This is a genomic window from Paenibacillus glucanolyticus (assembly GCF_037333485.1).
Taxonomy (GTDB): Bacteria; Bacillota; Bacilli; order Paenibacillales; family Paenibacillaceae; genus Paenibacillus_AQ; species Paenibacillus_AQ glucanolyticus.
Genome location: NZ_CP147845.1, coordinates 1,512,845 through 1,537,075 on the forward strand (window position 1 = coordinate 1,512,845; position 24,231 = coordinate 1,537,075).

A 24,231-nucleotide genomic window follows, 5' to 3' on the forward strand; every position below is an offset into this window, starting at 1 on the left:
GTTGTGCTGAATGAGTAACGGGAGGCAGTGAGGGATGTTAATTGTGTTCATGAATCAAATGAGCGGAGCGGATGAGTCGGGTCATCTCCGTTCTGCTCAAGTATGGATCGGCGAGGATGAAGGAGTATGGCGGCTCGGCTGGCGGAATATAGAGCCGGACGGTGAGGTACTCGATGACGAATGGTATGAAGGGAACTCATGGAATGAGCTGTTACGTGTGTACCGACACCGATTGGCGATGAAGCTCGGGGAAGGATTTCGGCCGCTGATCGAGGGGATATTCCATGAACCGGGAGAGAGTGCCGGCAAGAATCTGGGCGTGCAGAAGCTGCAGTGTTACAGTGAGCTGTACGGCTCGGAGGAGCTGTATACAGAACTGTGCGCCTGGCGCAGAAGGAAGGCGGCATCCGGGAGAAAAGCACCTTACTTTATTGCCAGTAATCGGGTTTTGAGACTAATCAGTGCTTTTGTTCCCCAAACGGAGGAGGAGCTGCTGCAGCTTCCTGGAATCGGGGTTAGCAAGGCCTCGGAGCACGGAGTAGAATGGTTGGAAATGACGGCAAGAATCCAGCGCACAACAACGTTTCCGCTGAATTGGGTAGACGCGCAGCTGCAGGAAGAGGTGTTCTTATCCTGGCTGTACAAGCAGAAGGAACAGAAATATAAACAGGAGCTGGATCGCTTTCGCATTCGTCGTACCGTGCTGCTTGGCATAGCCGAGGGAGTGTCGCTAACCCAGCTGGAGGAGCGTACATCGTTATCAAGGCGGGATTTGGTCGAGGAATTGGAAGGGCTCGAGAAGGAGGGCTATGACACCGAGCAGCTGCTGCAAGTAGAATTGGATGAGATTACGGATTTGGAGCAGGAGACGGTATGGAAGGCGTTCGAGGAGCTGGGCGATACGTTTCTTAAGCCGGTATTGCAGCGCGTGTATGGACAATCTCCGAATGGTGATGAGGCTGGCGGAACGGAGCGGCTGTATGAGCGGCTTCGCCTGATGCGGATTCGCTTTCGCCGGGAAGAGCCCGGGAAGGCAAAAGTCGGTTAATAGGCATTAACGAAATCAGGACGGAATCTCCTATGAGCAAGGAGGTCCGTCCTAATTATATGAATCCTATATATCATATCCAGTCTTTTTTGCGGAACAAATAGAACATGAGAGCGCCGGCAAATACCATGATGCCGATAACAACATAATACGAATATTTCCAATGAAGTTCAGGCATATAGTCAAAGTTCATACCATAAATGCCCGTAATCAGCGTTAGTGGAATGAAGATGGTTGTAATGGCCGTGAACACACGCATAATTTCATTCGCCCGATTGGCGATACTGGATTGGTAAGCCTCGCGAAGGTTACCCATGAGATCCCGATAGGTCTCAAACGTTTCTGAAATTTTAACGGCATTCTCATAGATGTCACTGAAATATTTCTGCAGTTGGTCATCGATTAGCCGGAGATCCTTTTTGTTCAAGGTGTTGATAACTTCCTTCTGAGGTCCAAGGACTTTTTTCAGCCACAGAATTTCACTGCGCAGGCCGATGATTTCACTGAGATGAGATTTCTTGGTATGCATGAGAATGTCTTCCTCCAGCTTCTCGATCCGTGCTTCAATGCGGTCCCCGACAGAGAAATAATTGTCTGTGACGAGGTCGATCAGCAGATAGAGGAAACGGTCAGGCGTGCTAACCTCATCCTCCCAAAGAAGCGGCTTCACCGAACGGAGTTCATGAATCTTCTGCTTGGTTACCGTAATAATAAAATGTCTGCCCAGGAAAACGTTTAATGCCCGAAGAAAAATTTCCTCGTCGTCAAACCGGATGCTGTTCACGACGATAAAATAATGGTTCTCATATATTTCGATTTTGGGACGCTGTTCCTCTTCACTGAGACAGTCCTCAACTGCAAGATCATGCAGGGAGAAGAGGGGCTGCAGCTCGGCTAAATCATCCACGTCTGCATCCAGCCAGTAGAAGCCGCTGGCCGGAGCTGTCAGCGTCATTTCGATGTCTTCAACAGGGGTAAATACACCCGAATCGACCAACCGGATTTTCATCTGATATCACTCCTTTGTCAATTACAAGCTGCTTGGTTAAGCAGTAAAGGCACAGGATATCAGCTAACCGGCGTACAGGCATAATCTAAGGAAGGGATGAATACGATAAAAGCGCATGAAAAATAACGCTGCCCTCTGCCGGTAAGCTGATCTTAATCCTATGCGGTTGTGCGTCTTGTGCATCCACTTTCTGGCTCGGGTCACCGTCCATCTTCCATGTCACCTCTTTCATACTCGGTTTCAAACAGCACTTGTCTAGTATAACGCCGGGTGTGGGACCTTTCAAGTTGAAATCCGGCGTATGCAAGACCCTAGTACAGGGTATGGGAGCCCACGGTGAAGTGTGACGGATTAAACGAAAAGGTTCTTGACGAACAATTGCGGATGATTTAAAGTAAATATCAATTACGAACCATGTTTGAAGACAATTGAATAAAGCGAAATCTTATCAAGAGCAGGTGGAGGGACTAGCCCTATGAAACCCGGCAACCGGCGGCAACATCGCACGGTGCTAATTCTTGCAGGAGATACGACGATTCTTATGAGCCGCGTATAGCCTGACAGATGAGAGAGGCGCATTGTGATACGTATATGATGACCTTTCTCTACTTGAGAAAGGTCATTCTTGCGTTTATACAGTCTAACGCTCTTTCTCACAGCTTAAATGGATGTATCATTTCACAATTTGAAGGAGTGAGCCCTTATGCCAATTAAAATTCCGGATGCCTTGCCGGCAAAGGAAGTTCTGGCTGGAGAAAACATTTTTGTAATGGATGAAAGCCATGCCTTTCACCAGGATATCCGCCCATTGCGGATAGCTATTCTGAATTTGATGCCTACCAAGGAAACCACGGAGACGCAATTGCTACGATTGATCGGTAACTCCCCTCTTCAGGTGGACGTTGTGCTTCTTCATCCCAGCTCCCACGTTTCGAAGAACACGTCGGCAGAGCATCTTGAATCCTTTTACAAAACCTTTGAGGAAGTGAAGAACCGCCGTTTTGACGGCATGATCATTACAGGAGCCCCGGTGGAGCAGTTGGAATTTGAAGAAGTAAATTACTGGAATGAGCTCACCGAGATTTTTGAATGGAGCAAGACGCATGTGACTTCCACGCTGCACATCTGCTGGGCGTCTCAGGCAGGGCTTTATTATCATTACGGTGTGCCCAAGTACAGCCTGGAGGAAAAATGCTTTGGCGTATTCCCTCATACGATTAATGAGGCGTGTACCAAGCTTCTTCGCGGCTTTGACGAATTGTTCTTTGTTCCGCACTCCCGTCATACGGAATTTCGGCGCGAGGACATTACAGGGATTGACGATCTGGTCATCCTGTCTGAGTCGGAGGAAGCAGGAATCTACTTGGTTTCAAGCCGGGACGGAAAACAGATTTTTGCCACAGGACATTCCGAGTATGATGCAGACTCTCTGAAGTGGGAATATGACCGCGATGCTGCCAAAGGATTGGACATTGCCCTGCCGCGCAATTATTACCCGAATGATGATCCAACCAGAACGCCTCCATCCATATGGCGTGCGCATGCAAATTTATTATTTACTAATTGGCTCAATTACTATGTATATCAAGAAACGCCATACGATATTGGTCCGCAAATATAGCAGCGTACAGGAGGAGAGTAAGTGATGGAGAAGAAACCATTAAGTATAGAGAGCCGGCTGGCACAGATCGGATCGGTGCAGGAGCCGGTGACAGGTGCAGTTACATTTCCGATATATCAAGCGACGGCCTACCGTCATCCGAAATTAGGGCAGAGCACGGGTTTTGATTATGCCCGCACGAAAAATCCCACCCGATCGGTATTGGAGGATGCCTGCGCAGAGCTGGAATCCGGTGATGCCGGATTTGCATGCAGCTCAGGCATGGCTGCGCTGCAGACGATATTTTCCCTTTTCGGTCAGGGGGATCATCTGATTGTTTCGCTGGATCTGTATGGAGGAACGTACCGGCTGTTAGAGCGGATTATGTCCAAGTTCGGCGTAACGGCGACCTATGTGGATACGAATGACATGGATGCACTGGAGCGGTCCAGGCAGTCAAACACGAAGGCTGTGTTTATCGAGACACCGACCAATCCGCTTATGATGATTACGGATATCGAAGCTGTCTGTACATGGGCAAGACATCATCAGCTCATCAGCATCGTGGATAATACACTGTTAACTCCATACTTCCAAAGACCGATTGAGCTTGGGGCAGATATCGTCATACATAGTGCCACCAAGTATTTGGGAGGACATAATGATGTGCTGGCCGGCATTATCGTAACGAAAGGCAAAGAGTTATCTGAGGAGATGGCTTTCCTGCACAATTCCATTGGTGCGGTATTAAGCCCGTCTGATTCTTACCAGCTGATGAGGGGAATGAAGACACTTGCGCTTCGGATGGAGCGGCATGAAAGTAATGCAACTGCGCTTGCTACATTCTTGACCACACACCCTGCGATTGGCGAAGTGTTTTATCCTGCACTGCCGGATCATCCGGGGCATGACATACAGAATCGTCAATCCAGCGGCAACACGGGCATCTTCTCGTTTAAGGTGAAAGACGCCCGCTATGTAGAGCCTGTGCTAAGACATATTACACTGATTGCGTTTGCCGAAAGTCTGGGCGGTGTGGAATCGTTGATGACGTACCCGGCCGTCCAGACTCATGCGGATATCCCGATTGAGATTCGCGAGGCTATCGGTGTAGATGACCGTTTGCTGAGGTTCTCGGTTGGCATTGAGCATGCGGAGGATTTGATCGCTGATCTGGATGCTGCCCTGAACGCAGCCATGGCTGAAGTGGAAGGGAGCACCGGAGAATGAGTATCAATAAAGGTCCATCAGGATTGGAGTCACAAGTCAACGGCAACAGCTTGCCGGGAAAAAAAGGTCGCGAAGGCGATGAGCTCCGATTTGAAACCAAATTGCTTCATTTCGGCGGAGAGATCGACCGGGCAACCGGTGCATCGAGTGTTCCGATATATCAAGCCTCCACGTTTCACCATGAGGATATTTTCAACCCGCCGCTGCATGATTACAGCCGTTCCGGCAATCCGACGAGACAGGCTTTGGAGGATTATATCGCCCTCCTGGAGGGAGGCGCGCGCGGCTTTGCCTACGCTTCCGGCATGGCGGCAATTTCCAGCTCATTCATGCTGCTATCTGCCGGCGATCATATGATTGTAACGGAGGATGTCTATGGCGGAACCTACCGCCTGCTGACCAGCATTCTGAGCCGTATGGGCATCGAGAGCACTTTTGTTGACATGACGGATTTGGATCAGGTGAAGGCGGCGCTCAAACCGAACACAAAAGCTGTGTATATGGAAACACCTTCGAACCCGACGCTGAAGATTACCGACATCGGTGCAGTGACGGATTGGGCGAAGGAGCATGGTCTGCTCACCCTGCTGGATAATACGTTCATGACTCCGTTTTACCAGCGTCCGATCGAGTTTGGCGTGGATATTGTCATCCACAGCGCCACCAAATTCCTTGGCGGGCACAGTGATGTGCTGGCAGGTCTCGCTGTTGCGAGAACACAGGAATTGGGAGACCAATTGAAGCAGCTGCAAAATGGTCTGGGCACCGTGCTTGGCGTTCAGGATTCCTGGCTGCTGATGCGAGGAATGAAAACCCTCAGCACGCGCATGGCTCATTCGGAGCAAAGTGCAGCCAAGCTGGCAGCCTGGCTGCAAGGCAGAAGCGACATTAAGCAAGTGTATTATCCCGGCCTGCTGAGCCATCCTGGTCGGGAAGTGCACGAGAAGCAGTCCAGCGGTTATGGCGCGGTGATCTCCTTCGATGTCGGCTCGGGCGAGCGGGCGAAGGAGGTGCTGAACCATGTGAAGCTGCCGCTTGTAGCGGTGAGTCTGGGTGCTGTGGAGAGCATCCTGTCGTACCCGACGATGATGTCCCATGCGGCCATGGGCGAGAAGGTTCGGCATGAACGCGGCATTACGGATGGTCTGCTTCGCTTCTCGGTCGGACTTGAGGATGTGGATGACCTGATCGCTGATCTGGATCGTGCTTTTGCCGCCAGTCATGAAGTTCCAAGATGAAGTGATGAACTGAATATACGCTCTGCCAAATCATAGAATTCGGCATCCTGTCACGGACGGGATGTCGTTTTTGCTGGCGGAATGTGGTAGGATGGGATAGATGAAGTTTTACTGGTGCTTTGTAATTTTGTTCTAATAGGGAGGCTGCAAGAATGAGTGCGGTAAACCGTATTTTGGATAAAGCTTTACGCGGTGATCGTTTAGATCTGGAAGATACTGTTACGCTGTTTGAGAGTGATGAGATTGAGAAGATTGGACATGCGGCGAATGTTATGACAAAGCGTCTGCATCCCGATCCCATCACAACATTTGTTATTGGCCGGAATATTAACTACACGAATATTTGTGATGTATTCTGCCGTTTTTGTGCTTTTTACCGCAGACCCGGCTCTTCAGAGGGGTATGTTCTGCCTGATGAGACCATCTTCCAGAAGATTCAGGAAACCGAGGACGTGAACGGTACTGAAATTCTGATGCAAGGCGGAGTTAACCCGGATTTGCCTTTCACTTATTATACGGATCTGCTCCGCAACATTAAGAAGCGGTTTCCTAACATTACGATGCATTCATTCTCGCCTGCGGAAATCATGAAGATGGTTGAGATCTCCGGGCTGACGCTGGAAGAGGTTATGCGTGAGCTTCATGCGGCTGGTCTCGACTCCTTGCCTGGCGGCGGTGCAGAAATTCTGGATGATCGTATCCGCAAAAAAGTCAGCCGTCTGAAAGGCACATGGCGCCAATGGATGGATGTTATGCAAACGGCTCATAAAGTCGGCATGAATACAACGGCTACGATGGTTATCGGTCTTGGCGAAACGATGGAAGAGCGTGCGCTGCATATGCTTCGTGTACGTGATGCGCAGGATGAATGCATTCAGAACGGTTACGATTCCAAGGGCTTCCTGGCCTTCATTCCGTTTACCTTCCAACCGGACAATACGAACCTTAAGCGTGAACGTGAAACACCGGAAGCGTATTTGAAGACAGTAGCGATCGGTCGCCTGGCCATCGACAACGTACCGAATTTGCAATCGTCCTGGGTAACGATGGGTCCTGAGGTTGGTAAGCTGTCCCTTACTTATGGCTGTAATGACTTTGGCAGCACGATGATGGAGGAGAACGTCGTATCTTCCGCAGGTGCCGTATACAAGGTCAATATTGAATCCATTATTCAATTGATCCGCGAGACCGGAAATATCCCGGCTCAGCGCAATACCCGCTATGATATTCTTCGTGTTTTTGAAGATAACAGCACCGTTGAGCGCGACTTTGTTATGCAGAACTAATCTCATACTTTCTGATTTGTTTAGGGTGGGCCGATGGATTTCGGCTCGCCTTTTTATTATGCAGACCATTTATTAGATATTCTCCGGACTTGCTTGTTTTTCCAAGCGAGAGTTCCGTATATCCCCGAGCGGGTCCCCATATACTGAAAAGGGAACTCGAAAGGAGTGATTCCATGGAACTGTTCAGCATTTCTGTCGGTACAAGGACGGAAGACGAGAAAAAGACGTTTCACCGTATATTGTCAGACAAGCAGAAAGAGCTACATAAACAATGCAAGCAGCTGAAATTCGCATTCAGCGCTTCGGATGACCGCGTTATTTGGACGTGCTCCGGCAAACTTCCGCTATCCTCATGGACCGTATCTGCCGACACGCTGCGGCGGCTCACTTCCGAAGCAGTCACTGCTTATATTATGGAAGAGAAGGAGCAGGAGATTGCTGCACGGTTGATGTTCTCGGAATTCGAGTTTGATGACGAGGAAGAAGCAGGGCGGATTCTGCAGTGGTTCCTCATGCTGCTGCAGAAGGAAGAGGGCCCGTCGGGGGACTTCTGGCAGAGCCGCAGGCGCAGGCTGTCTGAGGGCATCTATCAATGCCTTAACGAGTCACCGGAGCTTAATCTGGATGGGTTCATGACCTTCCGTCTTCAGTCCTATGAACAGGAGCTCCGCGAGATGGCGGAGTATGCAGTGGATGAATTTATGCTGGATCAGCAGTACGAGGAATTTGTGAGCCTGCTGAAATATTTTGTCTATTTCCAAGAGCCGAAAATGCCGCTGGTCCATGTGATTCATAAAGGGGATGAAGATTTTCTGTTGCTGGACGGCAATCTTCGGCCGATTGAGCGTCCTCGCGATGACGGACTTGTGATGGAGAGGCTTGATCAAGAGATGGAGATTGAGGATATGGTCGTCAGTACATTGATAGCCGTGTCACCGGCTCGAATGATTATCCACACGAGACAGCCGGAGCTTCCTGTCATTGTGACACTGGCCCATATTTTTGATAACCGTGCCGAAGTATGCTGCAGCTGTCCGGAATGCAGTGCACTTCTTGGAAGTGGTCGAATGATGACTTGACGTTTCGAAGCAGTCAGGATTATAATTACTGATAAATTCACGTAAAAGCTCTGACAAAGACATGAATCAATTCGGATTAGACCGCTCAGAGAGAGGAAACCTCGGCTGCAAATTTCCTCCGGTTCACCATTGGTTTACCCCTTTGTAGCTGTGTCGTCGAACCCGCACATCAAGATCAATGCGGATGAGTAGGCTTCACCGGTTCATGACCGTTACTTCATGCTGATGAAGGATCTTCTTGATGATGTACCAGGTACATCCATTGATGGAGAGATCGAATTAGGGTGGAACCACGGGTATAACACTCGTCCCTTCGCGGGACGGGTGTTTTTTGCATGTTCCGGCGTCTGACGGAGAGTGCACGGGTTTGTGAATCCGAGCGCTTGCTTGCGGAGGGAACTGGACTAACGCGTCCTTCATATATGGAAGAAACGTGAAAACCTTTTTTGGGAGGAATACAAGGTGGCTATTAACATTAAATTGCCTGACGGCTCTGTACGCGAGTATGAGGCAGGCAGCAGTATCGAAGATGTGGCTGCATCGATCAGCAGCGGGTTAAGAAAGAATGCAGTTGCGGGCAAACTGGACGGGATTGTCGTTGATTTATCAACGCCGCTGCAAGACGGAGCCTTGATTGAGATCGTTACGCAAGATACGCCCGAAGGGCTTGAAGTGATGCGTCACAGTACAGCGCACTTGCTGGCGCAAGCAACCAAGCGGTTGTATGGAGCAAAAGAAGTCAAGCTGGGCGTGGGTCCCGTCATTGAGGATGGCTTCTATTATGACATGGATCTGGAGGAGCCGTTGAATCCGGAGGATCTGCAAAAGATTGAGAAGGAAATGGAACGCATCATCGGCGAGAATCTTCCGATTGTCCGCAAGGAAGTAAGCCGTGCAGAAGCCCTGCGCGTATTCGGCGAGCTCGGGGATCCATACAAGCTGGAGCTTATTAATGACTTGCCTGAGGATAGTGTCATTACAATTTATGAACAGGGCGAATTCTTTGACCTTTGCCGTGGACCGCATGTTCCTTCAACCGGCAAGATCAAAGTATTTAAATTGATGAATGTGGCGGGTGCATACTGGCGCGGTGACAGCAAGAATAAAATGCTCCAGCGCGTATACGGCACAGCGTTTGTAAAAAAAGCGCAGCTGGATGAGCATCTTCACCTGCTCGAGGAAGCCAAGAAGCGGGATCACAGAAAGCTTGGCAAGGAACTGCAAATGTTTACGTTCTCGCAGCTTGTTGGACAAGGCCTGCCGATCTGGCTGCCAAACGGTGCGAAATTGCGCCGTACCCTGGAGCGTTATATCGTTGACATGGAGGAGCGTCTTGGTTACCAGCACGTATACACGCCCGTTCTCGGAAACGTGGAACTGTACAAAACCTCGGGTCACTGGGAGCACTATCAGGAGGACATGTTCCCGAAAATGGAGATGGACAACGAAGAACTGGTCCTTCGCCCTATGAACTGTCCTCACCATATGATGGTGTATAAGAGCGATATGCACAGCTACCGGGATCTGCCGATCCGCATTGCCGAGCTTGGCATGCAGCATCGTTACGAGATGTCCGGGGCCCTGACCGGCCTGCACCGCGTACGTGCAATGACGTTGAACGACTCGCATATCTTCTGTCGTCCGGATCAGATCAAGGAAGAATTTGCGAGAGTCATTCAACTGATCATGACGGTTTATAAAGACTTCGGCATTCATGATTACCGTTTCCGCTTGTCGTATCGGGATCCTCAGGATACCGAGAAGTATTTCCAAAACGATGAGATGTGGGAAATGTCCCAGCGCATGCTGCGTGAAGTTGTGGAAAGCCTCGACATGCCGTTCTATGAAGCGGAAGGTGAAGCGGCCTTCTATGGTCCGAAGCTGGACGTGCAGATTCGTACGGCACTGGGCAAGGAAGAAACGCTGTCCACCGTTCAACTCGACTTCCTGCTTCCGGAGCGCTTTGAACTGGAATACGTTGGGGACGACGGTCAAAAGCACCGTCCGGTTGTTATCCACCGCGGTATTCTGGGCACCATGGAACGCTTTACGGCATTCTTGCTCGAAAATTTTGCAGGCGCACTGCCGCTGTGGCTCTCGCCTGTACAGGTTAAAGTGATTCCGGTCTCCAACGCCTTTGAAGACTACGCCAAGGAAGTGGCGGAGAAGCTTCAATTCGCAGGCATCTCGGTAGAGCCGGATCTTCGCAATGAGAAGCTGGGCTACAAGATTCGCGAAGCACAGCTTGAGAAGATTCCTTACATGTTCATCGTAGGTGAGAATGAGAAAAACGCGGGTGCCGTTTCCGTTCGCAAACGCGGCGAAGGGGATATCGGCGCGCAGTCGCTGGACGATATCATCCTCAAGCTTCGTGAAGAAATCAACACCCATGTGGTTTAAGTTGAAGTAAGAAGAGCAGCATGCAAACCTCTGCCAAGATGTATATTCTATTTGAGAAGTGGGAACCCTCGCTAGTAAGGGGGAGGTACTCACATGATCCAATGGAAAACATGGCAGAGGTTTTTTGCTGGTTTTATTTTATCAGCAGTCTTGTTCAGTGCAGGTTCTTCAACAGTAGATGCCTACAACTTGATTCTAAGCGAATCCTTCGAATCAACAGACACCAGGAATGTTTATGAACCTTACGGGGAAATTCAAGGCTCCGATTACATCGAAATGTCTCGGTTCTATGCGCTCCGAGTAGCAGGATTCAGTGATATCAATAGATACTTGGAAATTCCCGATACAGCCAAGAGAAGTGAGCCTGACAAGAAGCGTGGATCCGTTCCCGTGCTTGCACCGAAGGATGATCAGGTGCTGCACACCGTGAAGGTAACCGCTACCGGGTACACGGCCGGTTATGAATCCACCGGGAAGAAGCCGGGACATCCGCAGTATGGAATTACCTATTCCGGTGTGAAGGTTAAGCGGGATCGAAATACGCTGTCAACGATTGCCGCAGACCCGGATGTGTTTCCAATCGGGAGCATTCTCTATGTCCCAGGCTATGGGTATGGCATTGTAGCGGATATCGGGTCTGCCATCAAAGGCCAGAAAATCGACCTTTACTTCTCCACAACCAAGCAGGTGTTTAAGGAGTGGGGTAAAAAGGACGTCGAGGTGCAGGTCATTAAGACCGGCAGCGGCAAATGTACGGAAGAAATGCTGAAGACGCTAGATAATGCAATTGAGACCTATCACTTCCTGCCTTCATCGGTGCTTGAAGAAGCAATTTAAGGCTCTTTAAGCACGCGCTCAAGGAATAAAGATTTCGGAATAATGACTGCTTGTTCTTCGCATACTACTTTTCGGGGGCAAAACCCCTGAAGAGGATGATGGTATTGCATAAGAACAGGGAGGTGAATACTGTGGCTAAGAAGAACAAGGTGCAAGAGAACTTTAAAACACCGAATGAAAAGTTTAACGCTGAGTTTGCTGAAGATACCAGCATAGCCAGCAACCCTAAAGGGAATTCCAAAGTTCAAGAGAACTTCAAAACACCGAATGAAAAGTTTAATGCTGAGTTTGCTGAAGATACCAGCATCGCCAGCAACCCAAAAGGAAATTCCAAAGTTCAAGAGAACTTCAAAAAACCGAACGAGAAGTTTGATGCTGAGTTTGGCGAACTGAACACACCAGGGGACCATTCTGCAAACCGTTAAGGTTTAGATGCCAGCGTCCGTTCGTGAAAAATAAGACCTCCGCTTTAGCGGAGGTCTTTTATTATGGTTAAATACCCATTTTTATCCACTCACTCGGTCTCAAGACGGAGATCACTTTCATTCCACCGCCGCTAACCGGTTCATTCCAATATGTTGTACACTGTAGTTAAATAAAAAAATGAATTGGAAGGCAAGGGGATGACCATGAGTAGAAAAGGATGGAGCCAGCTTAGCAGCGGATTGCTGCTCATTGGTATCGGCGTTCTGTTTCTTCTAAATCAGCTTGATCTTATAAATGTGGACCTTGGTTATATATTCTCGACCTTTTGGCCGGTGTTCCTTATCTGGTTCGGGCTGCAGAGTTTGATTTATGCCCGTGGAGGAGCCCTGTGGGGTGCTGTTGTACCCATCATTATCGGGACGTATTTTCTCGGAAGAAACCTGGATTTGGTTGATTTCTCATTTGGCGATCTTATCAAGTATGCGATTCCGATCATTTTGATTGGTTTTGGATTGCAGGTGATCTTTAAACCGAGACATCATACACCGCCACCTTCACCGCCAAGTCCGGATGATTTCAGTTCGCATCGCCGGGAGGACTATGATCTGCCTGAGCCGCCGGAAGCCCGGCCGCTCGATTCTTCCCTCGATGAAGAGTTCGAACGGAGATTCGGCAAGCCAGACAAGGCTGACAAGACCCATTCGGATCCAGAGCCAGCCTCTATGCACGATCGTGAACCAGGTAAAGGATATCGATGGGATGGACAGCAGCATGAACGCCCGCGCCAAGAGCGTGAGGATCGCAGTCGCTTTAGGGTTCATGTTGATTTTGATAATGACGGCAGAAGCTACGGTGATGGCTCCGACAATACAGATCACCATCATGACCAATCCTGGAATGGTCATGATACGGTGAACAAGTCCTCTTTTATCGGGGACGTGCATATGGGTAAGGATTATTTTCAGCTGAAGCCAACGAATATTTCGCAGTTCATTGGAGATACGGTGCTTGATCTGACGAAGGCTCAGATTCCCTATGGGGAAACGAAGATCAATATCTCGGCTTTTATCGGGGATGTCAAGGTGTTTGTTCCGAATGATTCGGATATCGGCATCCATGTCACGACCAACTCTTTCATTGGCGATATGAAGGTGCTGGAGGAAAGCCGAAGCGGGTTTATGAGCAATGCCGGATTGGAAAGCCCGCATTACAGGGAAGCGGGTAAGAAGATTCGAATTATTGTTAGCGTGTTTATCGGTGATGTCAAAGTGAATAGGGTAGGATAACTGTTATGATGGGAATTTTGAAAAATACCAAATGGGTGATTTTGTTTTACTTTTTGCTGATTGGAGCCGGGGTTGCTGTTTTCCTGTATACAGCGAACCAATCCGGCTACATACATATTGAAGATAACCGGCTGTGGGTGTATTACACGGTCGGTGTCCTTCTGTTTACGGGGATTGCGGGATACATTGCAGGACAGCGCATTCAGCGCCCGCTGGATTTGCTTCATCTGAACATGCTGCAGGTTGCCAAGGGAAATCTGAATGTGCGGCTGCCGGCCATGGAAGACGGTTCTTTTGCCAGAGTGTATGATGAATTCAATGGAATGACGGAAGCGCTGGAGAAAAAAATGAAGCTCCTGCAGCGCCTGGGCGAGCAGGATGTCATTGAGAAGGAAATCGCTGCGGAAGCGGCGGTCCTTGAAGAACGGCGCCGAATGGCAAGGGATTTGCATGATACGGTTAGCCAGCAGCTGTTCGCGATTCATATGTCGGCCTCATCCCTTCCGGCGGTTCTCAAGCGAAATCCGGAACAGGGCGATAAGGTGCTGGGGCAGTTAATCGAGATGTCTCATGTTGCACAGAAACAGATGCGGGCACTGATTGCACAGCTTCGTCCCGTGGAATTGGAAGGCAGAACCCTGGAGGAGGCACTCGAACGGTGGTTCCCGGATTACTGCCGCCAAAATGGCCTGAAGGGCATGAAGGATGTTGAAATTTACGGAGGGGTATCGGATGCGATTGAGCATCAGCTGTTCCTGATCATTCAGGAAGCGGTTGCCAACATCGTGAAGCATGCGGGTGCAAGTCTTGTCAGCATGTCCCTCCGGGAGGACCAGAAACGTGTCATTTTAAGCATCAGCGACGACGGTGTTGGATTTGACGAGGTTGCAGGCAAGCAGGGCTCATACGGGCTGTCTACCATGCGTGAGCGCGCCGAGAAGCTCGGCGGGCAGGTGGATATCATAAGCAAGAAGGGTGCAGGCACGACGGTTCGCGTGAATATTCCGCTTTTTGAAGCAGAGGGGAAACAGGGATCGACCACGGAAGAGAGCAAGGATCAGGAAGATCGAGAAGAGCTGGAAGAACTGGCTGAGCCAGTGGAATAGAGAGGGGACAACATCATTATGGGTACGATTCGGATACTGCTGGCTGATGATCATGATATGGTTCGCATGGGGTTGAAAACATATTTGTCGCTGGACCCGGGATTTGAAGTCATCGGTGAGGCAGCGAATGGGCAAGAGGTTGTCGATATGTTGCGGAATGGAGATGAGGCATCGAGGCCTGATCTCATTCTTATGGATTTAATGATGCCGGTCATGAACGGGGCCGAGACTACACGTGCCGTCATGTCCGAATTCCCTGATCAGAAGATTGTCATTCTGACAAGCTTCCTTGAGGACGAACTTGTGGTGGAGTGCATTGAAGCGGGTGCTGTCAGTTATGTGCTGAAGACCGTATCGGCCGATGAGCTTATATATGCTCTCCAGGGGGCATTCAGAGGCATGCCGGTGATGACTAAAGACGTATCGGAAGCGCTGACTCGGGGGATTCGCCGACATATGGTGAACGGGGATGAATCCGGACTCACCGAGCGTGAGAAAGAGGTTCTGCTGCTGATTGCCGAAGGGAGAAGCAACAAGGAGATCGGGGAAGAGCTGCATATCAGCATTAAGACCGTGAAGACGCATGTCAGCAATCTGTTGATGAAGTGTGAGCTGGATGACCGCACGCAATTGGCGATTTATGCCCACCGGAAGGGCTGGGTCAAAATGTAGCGATCAACTCATATTCCGGGATGTAGCCCAGCTTTCTTTTTATCTGCCTTTTAATTGTTTTTAAGGTACTATTAAGGTTTATAGTACACAATAAGAACAGTTAATCAATTAATCCACTTGGAAGCAAGTGATTTTAAATAGGAGGTAGACCTATGGACGATCAAAGAAAGCGTTACGGGTACCCGGATGATGAGGCAAACAACAACGAGTCGAATAACAATGAATTACCGAGACGTGAGAATGAATCTTCTTCTGAGAATTCTTCTTCTTACTACTATTCTTACGGACCGTTTCAGTCCATACCCAGTGAGCGTGATGACGAGCAGACAGATCACCCATACCGCAGCAGAGAATCGCAGGAAGTGGAGGTTACCGCTCCTCAGCCTGTTAAACCGATACCATCTTCGAGCTTCTCGAATTCCTCCGGAAGCCAGGGTGGAGGCGGCGGACCTGTGGATTCCATGACAAGAAATAAAGACTGGAATTATAATCAGAAGCCTAAAACTTCAGTGAAGACCGTGCTCCTGTCCTTCCTGGCAGGCGTTCTCGTCATCTCAAGTTTGATGTTCGCCGCAGATCGTACGAATTTATTTACTCCGGATGCAGCGTTCTCATCTGAGCCAGCCCAAGAAACTTCGGCTAACGTGAGTGATAACGGCGGAGCAACAACGGCATCGGCGATAATTCCTTCGGGTCAGGGGGATGTATCCGCGGTTGTGGATCAGGCAAGTCCGGCTGTCGTGCTGATTGAGACACTGGTTAACAGCAATAATAGACAAAGCACGAATCCGAACATGAATGATCCGTTCTGGTACTTCTTTGGTGGCGGCCAATCGAGCCAGGAAGGAAACGGCGGGAATAGCGGTAATGGTGGAAACAGTGGAAATGGCAGCAACGGAGGACAGGAATCCCAGCTCCAGCCTTCAGGGATTGGCTCGGGTTTCATCTTTGACAAGTCCGGATATATTTTGACCAATGAGCATGTTATCCATGGTGCCGATGTGATACAGGTCACGGTACAAGGCACTAAAAAGCCTTATGAAGCGAAACTGCTCGGTTCCAGTTATGAGCTGGATTTGGCCGTTCTGAAAATCGAAGGGGCCGATTTTCCGTCGGTGGAGCTAGGTGACTCCAATTCGCTGAAGGTCGGTGAATGGCTTGTGGCCATCGGAAACCCGCATGGTTTTGAGCATACGGTAACCGCAGGCGTACTTAGCTCGAAGGAACGCGAGATCGATATTCAAGGCACGAACGGCGAAAGTGAGCGGAATTATGAGCATCTTCTGCAAACCGATGCCTCGATTAATCCGGGTAACTCAGGCGGACCGCTTCTTAACCTGAAAGGTGAAGTCATCGGGATGAACGTAGCCGTAAGTGCGGAAGCACAGGGGATCGGGTTCGCGATTCCGTCCAACACGATTAAGGAAGTTGTGGAATACCTGAAGAATAATGAGGAAGTTCCGAAAGATCCGGTTCCGTTTATCGGGGCAAACCTGGGAACGGTCACTCCGCAAATTTCTCAGTCCCTGGGTACCGACGTGACGGAAGGCTCTTATGTTGACAGCGTTGTGTTCCGTTCGCCGGCATATGAAGCAGATTTGCGTCAATATGACATCATTGTTGGTGTGGATGGAACAAAATATCCGACTTCGTCAGATTTGGTTGACTTCATTAAAACGAAGAAAGTCGGAGACAAAATTACGCTGAACGTAGTTCGTAACGGCAAGAACATGGACCTGCCGCTGACGATCGGTGATAAGAACGAGTTCGATCTTTCCCAGCAGCAACAGCAGCAACAACCGTAACCCCGGATAGGTGTATACAACAAGCGGAAGGGATCGTTCCCTTCCGCTTGTCTTGTCCTTGAGACGACCGATATAATGGGATTGTGACGTCGTACTAAATATAACGCTATTAGATAGAGGAGATGCCGCTATGCGATCCCGGATATTAATTGTAGATGATGATGAGAAGATTATTTCCATGCTGCGCAGAGGACTTGCGTTTGAGGGCTACGATGTCCTGACCGCATCCAACGGAGCAGAAGGATTGAAAGTGATATTGAGTGAGGACCCGGATGTTGTCGTTCTGGATGTGATGATGCCCCAAGTCGATGGATTTGAAGCGTTGCGTAGACTCCGGGAAGGCGGAAGCACGACACCGGTGCTGATGCTGACGGCGAAGGACGAAGTGGAGAACCGGGTGAAGGGACTCGATACCGGAGCCGATGATTATCTCGTTAAGCCGTTTGCGCTGGAAGAGCTTCTTGCCCGCGTAAGGGCGCTGCTGCGCCGTAAAACCGGCGACGATTCGTCTAACCACCGGCTGACCTACGAGGATCTCATAATGGATACGGATGCGAGGGAAGTCATTCGCAGCGGTCAGAGACTGGAACTGACGGCGAAGGAGTTTGAGCTGCTGCATCTGTTTATGCAAAATCCGAAGCGGGTACTGTCCCGCGATTTGATTATGGATAAAATATGGGGCTATGACTACAGCGGAGAGTCCAATGTGCTGGAGGTTTATATCGCCATGCTCCGGCAGAAGACCGAGGAACATGGAGGTAAACGGCTGATCCAGACGATCCGTGGAGCCGGCTATATTTTAAGAGGAGATAACTAGCATGTCCATTCGGTTAAGACTGACAGCGTGGTATACCGGCATCTTATTTGTGACACTGCTGATTTTCAGCTCGGCGGTGTATGGCTTTGTCCATTTGTACACGTATGAGGAGTTAAAGCAGCGGATTGTGCAGCAGGCAAACAAAGTAGATTTTGGGACTGATGGATTTGATGTTCTTCCCAATCGATCTTCTGCAAATAGACTGGAAGATGCGGATCTATATATTCAGACCTATAACGTTTTAAATAATCGGATATGGCGTTCAGACAATATGAAATTCAGCGGACTTCAGTTCGAGACTCCTTCTGTTCAGAAGGTAAATAAAATTAACAACGGGTTTAAGCGTGTGACTCTCAATGGTAATCCATTTATTGTGTATCAGCTTGCATTTACTGAGAGTAACACAAACCAATTAGTTCTTTGGCTTCAAGTCGGTGCTAACACGCGTACCATTGAACAAACCCTGGACCGGCTCCAATCCATCCTGATCATGGGTTCCGCAGCCACACTTGTGATTGCATCAACCTTGGGACTGTTCCTGGCTCGCAAATCCATGAAACCGATCGGCAAGGTCACCGAGGCGGCGGAGCAGATCCAGAAGGGCACGGACCTTAGCGTTCGAATCGAATACGACGGGCCGCAGGACGAGATCGGGCAGCTGATTGGTACCTTTAACGGGATGCTTGAGAGGACGGAGGGGTTCTACAAAGAGCTTGAGGATGCCTACGCCGCACAGCGCCGTTTTGTATCGGATGCTTCCCATGAGCTTAGAACTCCATTGACAACCATTCGGGGGAATGTGGATCTGCTGCAGAAAATGTGGGAGGTAGCACCCGGCGAAAGAGCGGATATGGACGAAGCCACGATCAAGCAGATCTCATTCGAAGCGGTGGGAGATATATCGGATGAAGCCAAGCGGATGAGCCGGCTGGTGAACGATATGCTGTCTCTGGCAAGAGCCGATACCGGCCAGACCTTTGAGCTCGATCCCGTACCACTCCAGCCGTTGGTTGAAGAGGTCGCAAGGCGGGCTCATTTCCTGGAGAAAACGGCAGAGTGGCATGTGGGCGAACTGTCCGTTCTGAATGGTGTTTACGTGGAAGGCAACAAGGATTATTTACAGCAGATGCTGTTCATATTCATTGAGAATGCATTCAAGTACACGCCGGAGGGCGAGGTGAGCCTGGATGTTGTCCTGTACAAGGGACAGGTCGGGCTTCGAATTTCGGATACGGGGATCGGTATGGATAAGGACGAGGTTCCGTTTATATTCGAACGTTTCTACCGTGCGGATCAATCCAGAGGCATCACGAGCGGGACCGGACTTGGACTCTCCATTGCCAAGTGGATCATTGATGAGCATAAGGGGTCTGTGGAGGTTGTAACCCGAAGAGGGGAAGGCAGTACCTTTATCGTCTGGCTGCCCGTCGTATTTGCTCCTCCTCTGGAATAGGTTATAATAGACTAGATCGTTTACGTATTACAAGGGAAAGCAGGTGAGGATCATCGAAGTCTTGAGAATATCACCGAGAGGTTATTGTTATGGAGTCGTTGATGCCATGGTATTGGCACGTCAGGCGGCCCAGAATTTGGATCTTCCTCGGCCTATTTATATATTGGGCATGATTGTTCACAACAGTCATGTAACGCAATCCTTTGAGGATGAAGGCATCATTACCCTGGACGGTCCGAATCGGATGGAAATCCTGAGTCAGGTGGAGAGCGGCACCGTTATTTTTACCGCGCACGGGGTCTCTCCGGAAGTACGCAAGCTTGCACGGGACAAAGGATTAACGACACTGGACGCCACTTGTCCGGATGTTACCAAAACCCATGATTTAATCCGGGAAAAGGTAGCCGACGGGTATGAAATCATTTATATCGGCAAGAAGGGTCATCCGGAGCCGGAAGGTGCCATTGGCATCGCGCCGGATCATGTGCATCTTATCGAGAACGAGGAAGAGATCGAGCAGCTGCAGGTGAAGTCATCCCGAATCACCATTACGAATCAGACTACGATGAGCCAGTGGGATATCAAGCATATCATGAAGAGTCTGCTGGATAAATTTCCGGGAGCAGAGATTCATAACGAGATCTGTCTTGCCACGCAAGTGCGGCAGGAAGCTGTAGCCGAGCAAGCGGGACAGTCGGATTTGGTTATTGTGGTTGGAGATCCGCGGAGCAATAACTCGAACCGGCTTGCCCAGGTATCTGAAGAGATTGCAGGCGTTCCCGCTTACCGTATCGGGGATGTGACGGAACTGAAACGCGAATGGCTTGAAGGAGTAGGCAAAGTGGCAGTTACATCAGGGGCATCAACACCGACTCCAATTACCAAGGAAGTCATCGCTTATTTGGAACAGTATGAACACGATAAGCCGGATACTTGGGAAATCAAACGCACGGTGAATATGAGCAAGCTGCTTCCCCCGGTTCGGGTGAAGAGTAAGTCATAAGAATTGCCATTTATATGCTCAATTAAGACCCATCGCAGGTACTGTTTGCGATGGGTCTTTTCATGTTTGATTTCAGAAATGTTTATTACAAATCATAGGATTAAAAGGTGGAAACTGTAATTTTTCTAAAAGCCATATCTCTCACTTTACATAAGAAAGCAATATTCCATGTTGTGTAAGCGTTTCACTTTTCGATTGAATAATATCATTTTTCGTTGAATAGGCAAATGTTTATATTTGATAGTTTAAACTACAATGTTAGACATCAGATAAACTTCATGGCATAGAACACACGGGGGGTTGGATATGGCGCAAATATCCGTAGAACAGGAACCTGTTCCAAAACGGAAGAAGGACAGCTTGTTAATTCGCTTTGCTAAACAATGGGATATTCAGTTAATGGTGCTTCCTGCACTCGCACTCATTTTTGTGTTTAGCTATATACCGATGTACGGTATTTTGATGGCTTTTCAGGATTTTAACATTTTTAAAGGCATGGGTGACAGCCCTTGGGCAGGATTCAAACATTTCGAAATGTTCTTTGAATCACCAGAGTTTATGACGGTCATGAGAAATACGATCGTAATCAGTTTGCTCAAGTTTCTCATTGGATTCCCTGCACCGATTCTGCTTGCACTTATGCTGAACGAAGTCCGGCATATGTTCTTCAAAAGACTCGTGCAAACGGTCAGTTATCTGCCGCACTTCCTGTCTTGGGTTATCGTTTCAGGCTTTGCGATTTCTCTCTTGTCAACGGATAACGGCAGCGTAAATATTTTGCTTCAGAAGCTGAATTTGATTGAGGAACCGCTCAACTTCCTGTCCATTCCGGAATACTTCTGGACAATTCTCGTAACGACAGGGGTTTGGAAAGAAATCGGGTTCTCCTCCATCGTATACTTGGCAGCTGTGGCCGGGGTTGACCCGCATATGTACGAAGCTGCTGACATGGATGGTGCAAGCAAGTTCAGACAGATCTTTACGATTACGCTTCCCTCGATTATGCCGGTTGTAAGTATTTTCATGATTCTTGCCATTGGTAACTTGCTTACTGCAGGTTTCGAAGAAATCTTGCTCTTGGCGAAGAACCCGGTATTGCGAGAGGTTTCCGACGTTATCGACACGTATGTTTATCGAATAGGTATTGAAAATTCCCGATTCTCATATGCAACGGCTGTAGGCTTGTTTAAAGCGGTAATCAGCGTCATGCTTCTGACGATTGCCAACTTGATCGCACGTAAATCAGGTAACAGCTTATGGTAAGAGAACATTGTGATGAAGGGAGTCGGTAGTTTTGGTACGGTTAGCATTCGGTGACAAAGTGATGATGGTTATCATATATATCTTTCTGGCATTATTGGCCTTTGTAACTTTTTATCCGTTTTGGAACGGACTTGTCATTTCATTTAACTCAGGTTCAGATACAGCAATGGGTGGCGTTACCTTTTGGCCCCGGGACTTTACATTAGAGAATTACGGGATCGTGTTTCAGGATACCAGGCTGCTGAATGGTTTCAAGATTTCGGTGCTTCGTACCGTGATCGGAACCATCTCCTCCATACTCGTAACATCCATCTTTGCTTACGGGATGACCAAGAGCGAATTGATTGGCCGCAAGTACTACATGATTATGTGTATCATTACGATGTATTTTGGCGGCGGCTTGATCCCAACCTTTATGCTCGTTCGTGGTTTGGGTCTGATGGACTCCTTCTGGGTGTTCATTATTCCGGGCTTGGTAAGCGTGTGGAACATGATCATCTTCCGGACTTTCTTCAACGGTCTTCCGAATGGTCTTGAGGAATCCGCCAAGATTGATGGCTGCGGCAACTGGGGTATTTTCTTCAAAATCATTCTCCCGCTGTCCGGTCCGGTTATCGCAACATTATCGTTATTTACGGCAGTTTCCCATTGGAATGAATGGTTCTTGCCAAGTATTTATATCAATAACGAGAACCTGCTGCCCATTCAGACCATGCTTCGCCAAATATTGAGTTCTAATATTATGTCTGAACAGATGAGCAACCTGGATTCGGCTTCTCAAGCCGTTCTCTCACGGATGCAGAGTGTAACTTCTAAATCGCTGTCCATGGCAACTATGATGGTGGCAACGCTTCCGATTATTATGGTGTATCCATTTGTCCAGAAGCACTTCGTTAAGGGTGTTCTGGTAGGTTCCCTGAAAGAGTAGGAAGAGATAACGCGTGTTGTTTGAAGCATGAGCTTTGGACATAAATATCAAGTGTAAAGACGAAAGGGGAAATTAGAGAATGAGGTTGAGAAAGAAATCGCTGACCACATCGATGACGGCCTTGCTGACTGCAGCGCTCATGCTTTCGGCATGCGGCGGCGGAGCGAAAACTGCTGACCCAGCTCCTGCGGACAAAGGTGGAACTAGCACGCCTCCAACAGAAGAAGCAGGCAAGTTTGTACTTGGCGAAACTCCACTGGAGTTCAGTTTCTACGGTCATTATAACGAGTATACCATGCCTCCATGGGGGCAAGACGAATCTTCGAAATGGATTAAAGAGAATAAGAAAGTAACCGTAAACGCCATTCATTCGCAAGGTAACGCGCAGCAAAAATTCAACACCATGATTGCTTCCACTCAGCTTCCGGATGTCATGTGGATGGACCGTGGACCGGATGTAGAGAAGCTGCGTCAAGCTGACATGCTTGTGCCTTATGATGAATATCTCGATAAATATCCTAACCTGAAAGAATGGATGGGTGAAGAAGGTCTGAACATGCTTCGTTCCCCTGACGGTAAACTGTATCAGTTCCCGAACTGGTATACAAACCAGCCGAATGGTAATGCAGGGTATGTTATTAATAAACAAATTTACACAGAGCTGGGTTCTCCTAAACTGGAAACCACAGATGATTTGTATGAATACCTGAAAGCAGTAAAAGCCAAGTATGGCGATAAAGTTGTTCCGTTTGAACCACACGTTCAAGGTCAAGGCATTGAAGTTCTGTATTCCGCTTTTGCTGAAAATGCTCTAACTCGCTGGATCAGCATCCGCGGCGTACCTAACGGCGATAAGCTGACTTCTATCTTTACGGATCCAATCTTCCGTGAGTCGATGCAGTATTCTGCGAAGCTGTTCCGTGAGAAATTGATTTCTCAGGATGCTATGACTCAAACGGTTGACCAGGTTAAAGAGAAAGTGAACACTGGACGCGTTGCAGTATACGCTGCATCAAGCCCGACTGAAAATGCAATGAACGCTCATGCAGAGTTGGCAGCAAAAGATCCAAACGGAGGATACTTCATGATCTGGCCGATTCACAAAGAAGGCCTCGACAAGAACAAAATCTTCCCTGGTACTTATACTCAATTGGGTTGGAACGTAAGCGTAATTACGAAGTCCGCTAAAGATCCAGAAGCTATCTTTGCTTTCCTGGATTGGTACACAGGTCCTGAAGGACAAAGCGTTTTGATGTGGGGCCCTCCAGGAGGATATTGGGATGGCTTTGAAGAAGACGGCGTGACACCTAAATTCACGGAGAAATATGTATCTGATGCAGCCGGTCTTAACAAACTTCAAGCAATCACAACGAACCTGCACTGGAATGGTAACACGGTCTTTATTGATACAGCAAAAGCAAAATACGAGAGTACATTGCCAGAAGAGCAGCGCAACTGGTCCACTCGTTGGCAGTATGAAATCACTTGGAAAACCCAAGCGAATGCTACGGAATACATCAACCTCGATCCGGCTCCGGACAGCGAGGAAGGAATTATCCGTCAGCGTGTAGAAGATATCTTTACAGAATCCAGAGCGAAAGCCCTGTATGCGAAGGATGATGCAGAAGTATTGGCTATCCTCGACAAGGCTGAAGCGGATGCACAATCTGCTGGATACGATAAACTTCTTGCATTCAAAACAACGAAATGGCAAGAAAACGTTACAAAAATGAAAGGCCAATAAT

20 protein-coding genes and 1 riboswitch are annotated in these 24,231 nt (G+C 48.8%); of the genes, 19 read left to right on the plus strand and 1 reads right to left on the minus strand.

Annotated features, from left to right (window positions below):
* The first annotated feature begins 34 nt into the window (after nucleotides 1-34).
* Entirely contained in the window at nucleotides 35-1,048 is a 1,014-nt protein-coding gene (locus tag WDY75_RS07355; RefSeq protein WP_063480425.1) for an HRDC domain-containing protein, read from the plus strand.
* Between the two features lie 73 nt (nucleotides 1,049-1,121).
* Here the strand turns inward: WDY75_RS07355 and corA are convergent, their stop codons facing one another.
* Nucleotides 1,122-2,057, minus strand: coding sequence for a magnesium/cobalt transporter CorA (gene corA, locus WDY75_RS07360; protein ID WP_006212209.1), 936 nt, complete (start codon nucleotides 2,055-2,057; stop codon nucleotides 1,122-1,124).
* Between the two features lie 442 nt (nucleotides 2,058-2,499).
* A riboswitch (SAM riboswitch) is annotated at nucleotides 2,500-2,628 on the plus strand.
* Nucleotides 2,629-2,760: 132 nt separating this feature from the next.
* On the opposite strand from corA, the gene metA reads away from it, so the two are divergent.
* The 18 genes from metA (at nucleotide 2,761) to WDY75_RS07450 (ending at nucleotide 24,230) form a co-directional block, all read left to right on the plus strand.
* Nucleotides 2,761-3,678: a homoserine O-succinyltransferase gene (gene metA, locus WDY75_RS07365; protein ID WP_006212207.1), complete on the plus strand. Its 918-nt coding sequence runs from the start codon at nucleotides 2,761-2,763 to the stop codon at nucleotides 3,676-3,678.
* Nucleotides 3,679-3,702: 24 nt separating this feature from the next.
* The gene (locus tag WDY75_RS07370) at nucleotides 3,703-4,887 is read left to right on the plus strand and encodes a PLP-dependent transferase (RefSeq protein ID WP_036639671.1); all 1,185 of its coding nucleotides are present in this window, start codon (nucleotides 3,703-3,705) and stop codon (nucleotides 4,885-4,887) included.
* Nucleotides 4,884-6,125, plus strand: coding sequence for an aminotransferase class I/II-fold pyridoxal phosphate-dependent enzyme (locus tag WDY75_RS07375; RefSeq protein ID WP_231888245.1), 1,242 nt, complete (start codon nucleotides 4,884-4,886; stop codon nucleotides 6,123-6,125). The genes WDY75_RS07370 and WDY75_RS07375 overlap by 4 nt, the downstream gene beginning before the upstream one ends.
* Nucleotides 6,126-6,277: 152 nt before the next feature.
* Nucleotides 6,278-7,411 (plus strand): cyclic dehypoxanthinyl futalosine synthase, encoded by a 1,134-nt coding sequence (mqnC, locus tag WDY75_RS07380; RefSeq protein WP_006212204.1) that lies wholly within the window; start codon nucleotides 6,278-6,280, stop codon nucleotides 7,409-7,411.
* A 173-nt stretch (nucleotides 7,412-7,584) separates the two neighbouring features.
* Nucleotides 7,585-8,490, plus strand: a complete 906-nt coding sequence (locus WDY75_RS07385) for a putative sporulation protein YtxC (RefSeq protein ID WP_006212203.1) — start codon at nucleotides 7,585-7,587, stop codon at nucleotides 8,488-8,490.
* Nucleotides 8,491-8,952: 462 nt separating this feature from the next.
* Nucleotides 8,953-10,890, plus strand: a complete 1,938-nt coding sequence (gene thrS / locus WDY75_RS07390; protein WP_063480424.1) for a threonine--tRNA ligase — start codon at nucleotides 8,953-8,955, stop codon at nucleotides 10,888-10,890.
* 93 nt (nucleotides 10,891-10,983) lie between these two features.
* Nucleotides 10,984-11,727 carry a 3D domain-containing protein gene (locus WDY75_RS07395; protein WP_006212201.1) on the plus strand — a complete coding sequence of 248 codons (744 nt, stop codon included), beginning with the start codon at nucleotides 10,984-10,986 and terminating at the stop codon, nucleotides 11,725-11,727.
* A gap of 131 nt (nucleotides 11,728-11,858) precedes the next feature.
* On the plus strand, nucleotides 11,859-12,152 hold the full coding sequence (locus WDY75_RS07400) for a hypothetical protein (protein ID WP_006212200.1): 294 nt from the start codon (nucleotides 11,859-11,861) through the stop codon (nucleotides 12,150-12,152).
* A gap of 198 nt (nucleotides 12,153-12,350) precedes the next feature.
* The gene (gene liaF / locus WDY75_RS07405; protein ID WP_036639654.1) at nucleotides 12,351-13,439 is read left to right on the plus strand and encodes a cell wall-active antibiotics response protein LiaF; all 1,089 of its coding nucleotides are present in this window, start codon (nucleotides 12,351-12,353) and stop codon (nucleotides 13,437-13,439) included.
* 5 nt (nucleotides 13,440-13,444) lie between these two features.
* Nucleotides 13,445-14,545: a sensor histidine kinase gene (locus WDY75_RS07410; protein WP_040680955.1), complete on the plus strand. Its 1,101-nt coding sequence runs from the start codon at nucleotides 13,445-13,447 to the stop codon at nucleotides 14,543-14,545.
* An 18-nt stretch (nucleotides 14,546-14,563) separates the two neighbouring features.
* A complete protein-coding gene (locus WDY75_RS07415) occupies nucleotides 14,564-15,217 on the plus strand; it encodes a response regulator (RefSeq protein ID WP_006212197.1) in 654 nt (217 codons plus the stop codon).
* A gap of 152 nt (nucleotides 15,218-15,369) precedes the next feature.
* Entirely contained in the window at nucleotides 15,370-17,022 is a 1,653-nt protein-coding gene (locus tag WDY75_RS07420) for a S1C family serine protease (RefSeq protein WP_063480423.1), read from the plus strand.
* Nucleotides 17,023-17,152: 130 nt separating this feature from the next.
* Nucleotides 17,153-17,839 (plus strand): response regulator transcription factor, encoded by a 687-nt coding sequence (locus WDY75_RS07425; RefSeq protein ID WP_006212195.1) that lies wholly within the window; start codon nucleotides 17,153-17,155, stop codon nucleotides 17,837-17,839.
* 1 nt (nucleotide 17,840) lies between these two features.
* Nucleotides 17,841-19,292, plus strand: a complete 1,452-nt coding sequence (locus WDY75_RS07430) for a cell wall metabolism sensor histidine kinase WalK (RefSeq protein WP_063480422.1) — start codon at nucleotides 17,841-17,843, stop codon at nucleotides 19,290-19,292.
* A gap of 52 nt (nucleotides 19,293-19,344) precedes the next feature.
* A complete protein-coding gene (locus tag WDY75_RS07435; RefSeq protein WP_040680968.1) occupies nucleotides 19,345-20,295 on the plus strand; it encodes a 4-hydroxy-3-methylbut-2-enyl diphosphate reductase in 951 nt (316 codons plus the stop codon).
* A gap of 306 nt (nucleotides 20,296-20,601) precedes the next feature.
* Nucleotides 20,602-21,558, plus strand: coding sequence for a sugar ABC transporter permease (locus WDY75_RS07440; RefSeq protein ID WP_063480421.1), 957 nt, complete (start codon nucleotides 20,602-20,604; stop codon nucleotides 21,556-21,558).
* 31 nt (nucleotides 21,559-21,589) lie between these two features.
* Complete coding sequence (locus WDY75_RS07445) at nucleotides 21,590-22,486, plus strand: carbohydrate ABC transporter permease (protein WP_063480420.1); 897 nt, start codon at nucleotides 21,590-21,592, stop codon at nucleotides 22,484-22,486.
* A 79-nt stretch (nucleotides 22,487-22,565) separates the two neighbouring features.
* The gene (locus WDY75_RS07450) at nucleotides 22,566-24,230 is read left to right on the plus strand and encodes an extracellular solute-binding protein (RefSeq protein ID WP_063480419.1); all 1,665 of its coding nucleotides are present in this window, start codon (nucleotides 22,566-22,568) and stop codon (nucleotides 24,228-24,230) included.
* The last annotated feature ends 1 nt before the right edge of the window (nucleotide 24,231 follow it).

What these genes read in the sequence shown, in the direction of transcription:
- WDY75_RS07375 (WP_231888245.1), top strand. Translation starts at nt 4,884, where the DNA reads ATGAGTATCAATAAAGGTCCATCAGGATTGGAGTCACAAGTCAACGGC.
- WDY75_RS07415 (WP_006212197.1), top strand. Translation starts at nt 14,564, where the DNA reads ATGGGTACGATTCGGATACTGCTGGCTGATGATCATGATATGGTTCGC.
- WDY75_RS07430 (WP_063480422.1), top strand. Translation starts at nt 17,841, where the DNA reads ATGTCCATTCGGTTAAGACTGACAGCGTGGTATACCGGCATCTTATTT.
- WDY75_RS07355 (WP_063480425.1), top strand. Translation starts at nt 35, where the DNA reads ATGTTAATTGTGTTCATGAATCAAATGAGCGGAGCGGATGAGTCGGGT.
- mqnC (WP_006212204.1), top strand. Translation starts at nt 6,278, where the DNA reads ATGAGTGCGGTAAACCGTATTTTGGATAAAGCTTTACGCGGTGATCGT.
- WDY75_RS07420 (WP_063480423.1), top strand. Translation starts at nt 15,370, where the DNA reads ATGGACGATCAAAGAAAGCGTTACGGGTACCCGGATGATGAGGCAAAC.
- WDY75_RS07425 (WP_006212195.1), top strand. Translation starts at nt 17,153, where the DNA reads ATGCGATCCCGGATATTAATTGTAGATGATGATGAGAAGATTATTTCC.
- liaF (WP_036639654.1), top strand. Translation starts at nt 12,351, where the DNA reads ATGACCATGAGTAGAAAAGGATGGAGCCAGCTTAGCAGCGGATTGCTG.
- WDY75_RS07370 (WP_036639671.1), top strand. Translation starts at nt 3,703, where the DNA reads ATGGAGAAGAAACCATTAAGTATAGAGAGCCGGCTGGCACAGATCGGA.
- WDY75_RS07385 (WP_006212203.1), top strand. Translation starts at nt 7,585, where the DNA reads ATGGAACTGTTCAGCATTTCTGTCGGTACAAGGACGGAAGACGAGAAA.
- corA (WP_006212209.1), bottom strand. Translation starts at nt 2,057, where the DNA reads ATGAAAATCCGGTTGGTCGATTCGGGTGTATTTACCCCTGTTGAAGAC.
- WDY75_RS07440 (WP_063480421.1), top strand. Translation starts at nt 20,602, where the DNA reads ATGGCGCAAATATCCGTAGAACAGGAACCTGTTCCAAAACGGAAGAAG.
- WDY75_RS07395 (WP_006212201.1), top strand. Translation starts at nt 10,984, where the DNA reads ATGATCCAATGGAAAACATGGCAGAGGTTTTTTGCTGGTTTTATTTTA.
- metA (WP_006212207.1), top strand. Translation starts at nt 2,761, where the DNA reads ATGCCAATTAAAATTCCGGATGCCTTGCCGGCAAAGGAAGTTCTGGCT.
- WDY75_RS07450 (WP_063480419.1), top strand. Translation starts at nt 22,566, where the DNA reads ATGAGGTTGAGAAAGAAATCGCTGACCACATCGATGACGGCCTTGCTG.
- WDY75_RS07410 (WP_040680955.1), top strand. Translation starts at nt 13,445, where the DNA reads ATGATGGGAATTTTGAAAAATACCAAATGGGTGATTTTGTTTTACTTT.